Source organism: Pseudonocardia sp. N23, assembly GCF_002583555.1.
Lineage (GTDB): Bacteria > Actinomycetota > Actinomycetes > Mycobacteriales > Pseudonocardiaceae > Pseudonocardia.
Genome location: NZ_BEGX01000028.1, coordinates 63,299 through 67,061, shown reverse-complemented (window position 1 = coordinate 67,061; position 3,763 = coordinate 63,299). Strand labels below are relative to the sequence as shown.

The following is a 3,763-nucleotide window of genomic DNA, read 5'->3' as shown; positions in this document are numbered from 1 at the left end:
CTGTCATCTTCTGATTACGCATCTGCGTGTATACGCAGATAGGGTGTGCGGGTGCTTCCCGAGGTCCGCTACGCCCTGCTGTCCCTCGCCGCATTCGCGGTGGCCGTCCCCGCGCAGCTGCTCGGCGCGCCCACCGCGCTGACCGTCGCGGCCTGGGTCGTCTGCTACGTCGCCGGCGGGTGGGAACCGGGCTGGTCGGGCGTGCGCGCGCTGCGCCACGGCACGCTCGACGTCGACCTGCTCATGGTCGTCGCCGCCCTCGCCGCAGCGGCGATCGGACAGCCGCTGGACGGAGGCCTGCTCGTCGTCATCTTCGCGACGTCGGGGGCGCTCGAAGCAGTCATGACCACCCGCACCCGCCGCGGCATCGAGGCCCTCCTCGACCTCGCACCGGAGACGGCGGTACTGCTCGACGGAGACGCCGAGACGACCGTCGCGGCCCGTGACCTGCGGATCGGCGACCTCGTCCTCGTCCGCCCCGGCGAACACGTCCCCGCTGACGGTGACGTCGTCGACGGGGCGAGCGAGATCGACACCGCCTCACTGACCGGGGAGCCGCTGCCCCGCCCCGCCGAGATCGGTTCGACGGTGCACGCCGGCACGGTCAACGGCACCGGCGTGCTGCGCGTGCGGGTCGCCCGCGACCCCGGGGACTGGGTCGTCGCGGGCATCCGCGACCGCGTCGAACGGGCCACGGAGTCGGCGTCACGCCGCCAGCTGCTGATCGAGCGGATCGAGCAGCCCTACTCGGTCGGCGTCGTGGTCGTGACGCTCGCGCTGCTCGGCGTCCCGCTGCTGTTCGGTGCCGCGTTCGAGCCGACCCTGCTGCGCGCCATGACGTTCATGATCGTCGCCTCGCCCTGCGCCGTCGTGCTCGCGACGATGCCGCCGCTGCTCGCCACGATCGCCGTCGCCGCCCGCCGGGGCGCGCTGCTGCGCGACGCAGGAGTCGTCGAGGCCCTCGCGGCCGTCGACACCGTTGTCCTCGACAAGACGGGCACCCTGACCTCGGGCCGGCCCCGCGTGGTCGAGGTGCGGGCGGTCGACCCGGACGGGCTCGTCGCGCTCGCCGCCGCGGCGGAAGCCGGGAGCGAGCACGCGCTCGGACGCGCGATCCGGGAGGAGGCGTCGCGCAGGCGACTGCGGGTCCCGTCGGCGACCGGGTTCGCGGCCGAGCCGGGGATCGGGGTCCGGGCGATCGTCGACGGCCAGGTGGTGACGGTCGGCCGCCCGTCGCCCGGCTCCACGGAGACCGAGGCGACCGTCGTCGTCGTACGGGTCGACGGCGAGGTCCGCGGGACGCTGGGGCTCGCCGACGACCTCCGCCCCGGCGCACACGAGGCGGTCGCGTCACTCGCCGCGCTGACCGGCCGGACGCCCGTGCTGCTCACCGGCGACGCCGAACGTCCCGCTCGTGCCGTCGCCACCCGGCTCGGCATCACCGAGGTGCACTCGGGACTGCTGCCCGACGGGAAGGCCGACGTGGTCGAGGACCGGCAGCGCGACGGCCGCACCGTCCTCGCCGCGGGCGACGGCGTCAACGACGCGCCCCTGCTCGCCGTCGCCGACGTCGGGCTGGCCGTCGGGCACGGTGCCAGCGCGCTGAGCGTCCAGGCCGGCGACGGCGTGCTGCTCCGCGACCCGATGGGTGGCCTCCCGGCACTGGTCACGTTGTCGCGCAGAGCCACCCGTGTCGCCCGGGTCAACCTGGCGTTCGCCGGTGCCGTCATCGCGGGGCTGGTCGCATGGGACCTGATCGGCACCCTGCCGCTGGTCCTCGGTGTCGCGGGCCACGAGCTGTCGACGGTCGTCGTCTGTCTCAACGGCCTGCGCCTGCTGCTCGACCGGACCCACCGCGACCCCGGCCTCGTCCCCCGGCCCGTCGACAGCCGTGAGGTCGCGCGCGACCTCACGGCCGCCCCCTGACGGTCGTCGCAGGCCCGAACGGCAGCCGTGAGGCTGCGGGCGGCTCAGCCCTGGGCCGAGCCGGCTCCTGCGCCCCGACGCCCGCGGCGCCGCGTGCTCACCCGCGCGACGCCGTCAGGACGGGTCGAGCGTCGTCAACGCCGTCCACGCCATGCCGCGCAGCCGCGCCGCGACCTCCCGGGCGCTGCCGTAGGCCGCGCTGTGCGGGGTGGAGTTGAGCAGTCCGAACGCGCCGTGCGCAGCGATCCGCGCGGCCTCCGGCGACAACCCCGGGGTGATCTCCCGCAGCACCTCCACCCAGATCTCGACGTAGGTGCGCTGCAACAGGCGGACCTTGCGCCGCGGCTCGGGCGGCAGGTTCGCGAGATCACGGTCCTGCACGACGATGAGCTCGGGCGAGGTGAGCGCGAAGTCGAGCTGGAAGTCGACGAGCGCGGCCAACGTCTCCCGTGCGGTGCCGCCGGCCTCGGCCCGCTCCCGGCCCCCGGCCAACAGGTGCTCGCTGATCCCGACGAGCATCTCCGCGAGCAACGCCTCCTTGCCGGGAAAGTGCCGGTAGAGCGCCGGACCGCTGACGCCGACGGCCGCGCCGAGGTCGGCGATGCTCACCCCGTGGAACCCGTGCTTGGCGAACAGCCGGGCCGCGACGGTGAGAATCTGCTCGCGCCGACCGGTAGCGGCACCCGTCGGAACGGCCATCGGCGCAGCGTAGTCGGTTAGCGACCGCTAACGCACGAGGTGTGGCTCAACCTCGGAGCCATGTCGGCCTCCTTCTCCGTGGCGCCTCGACGCGGCGCGCTGGTCCCCGGGTTCCCGAATCCCGGGTCGTCGAACCGTGGATCCGCCGTTCAGGTCCGTGCGGGAGCCTCCGTGCGGCCCGGCGGGACCGGCCGGCGCGACCGGCGCATCCCCACGGCCAGCCCGGCACCGACCAGCGCCAGTCCCAGCCACACCCGCGGGTCGGGGAACGGCTCCCCGAGCGCCGTCCCGATCAGCGTCGCGGCGACGGGCGCGATCCCGGTGAGCAGCCCGGCGCGTCCTGCCCCCAGTGTGGCGACCGCGGAGTACCAGAGCACGAACGCGACGGCCGTGACGCCGACGGCCAGGTAGGCCATGGCGGCCAGGTGCTCGGGACGCAGCGTCGTCACGGCGGGAGGTCCTTCGGTGACGAGCCCGCCGACCCCCAGCCCGACCGCCGCCATCCAGCAGGTGTGCACCGAGACGCCCCACGGTCCGTGCCGGCCGAGGACGGGTACCGCGAGCAGCGTGAACCCCGCCTCGCAGGCCAGTACGACGAGCGCCCAGCCCAGCCCCTGTGCGTCGGTACGGCCGCCACCCTCGACGAGCGCCGCGCCGGCCGTCACCAGGACCGCTCCGCAGAGGACGACGCGCCGGTCGCCGCGACCGCCGAGCGCGAGCAGCACCGGGACGCTCGCGACGGCGACGCCGAGCACCGCCGGCTCCGCGTGCGCCGAACCCCTGACGAGCGCGACGTTGAACAGCACCAGCCCGGTGCTCGCGACCCCGCCGAGCCACAGCCACTCGCGCCCGCGCGGCACGACGATCCGCCGCCCCGACAACCTGGCCGCCACCAGCAGGATCACGAACGCAGCCGCGTATCGGAGGGCCTGGGTCGTCAGCATCGGCGCGTCGCGCAGCAGGCCGGAGACCGCGACGCCGCCGCCGACGAAGACCATCCCCAGCCCGCCGACGGCGAGTGCGGTTCCCGTTCTCATGCCGTCGATCGTCGGCGCCGCTATGGTCCTGCGAACAGGGCCAAGGTCGTGGTCATCAAAAGGTCCAAGATGCTGTGAGTCGGAATAGCCGCCATAGCGGC

At 74.6% G+C, this 3,763-nt stretch carries 3 protein-coding genes; 1 reads left to right on the top strand and 2 read right to left on the bottom strand.

Annotated features, from left to right (window positions below; genetic code table 11):
* Window positions 1-51 precede the first annotated feature (51 nt).
* Window positions 52-1,926: a heavy metal translocating P-type ATPase gene (locus tag TOK_RS08615; protein WP_098957372.1), complete on the top strand. Its 1,875-nt coding sequence runs from the start codon at window positions 52-54 to the stop codon at window positions 1,924-1,926.
* A gap of 114 nt (window positions 1,927-2,040) precedes the next feature.
* On the opposite strand, the gene TOK_RS08610 is transcribed toward TOK_RS08615, so the two are convergent.
* A complete protein-coding gene (locus TOK_RS08610; protein ID WP_098957271.1) occupies window positions 2,041-2,625 on the bottom strand; it encodes a TetR/AcrR family transcriptional regulator in 585 nt (194 codons plus the stop codon).
* Window positions 2,626-2,774: 149 nt separating this feature from the next.
* Window positions 2,775-3,662, bottom strand: coding sequence for a DMT family transporter (locus tag TOK_RS08605; protein WP_098957270.1), 888 nt, complete (start codon window positions 3,660-3,662; stop codon window positions 2,775-2,777).
* Between the last annotated feature and the right edge of the window lie 101 nt (window positions 3,663-3,763).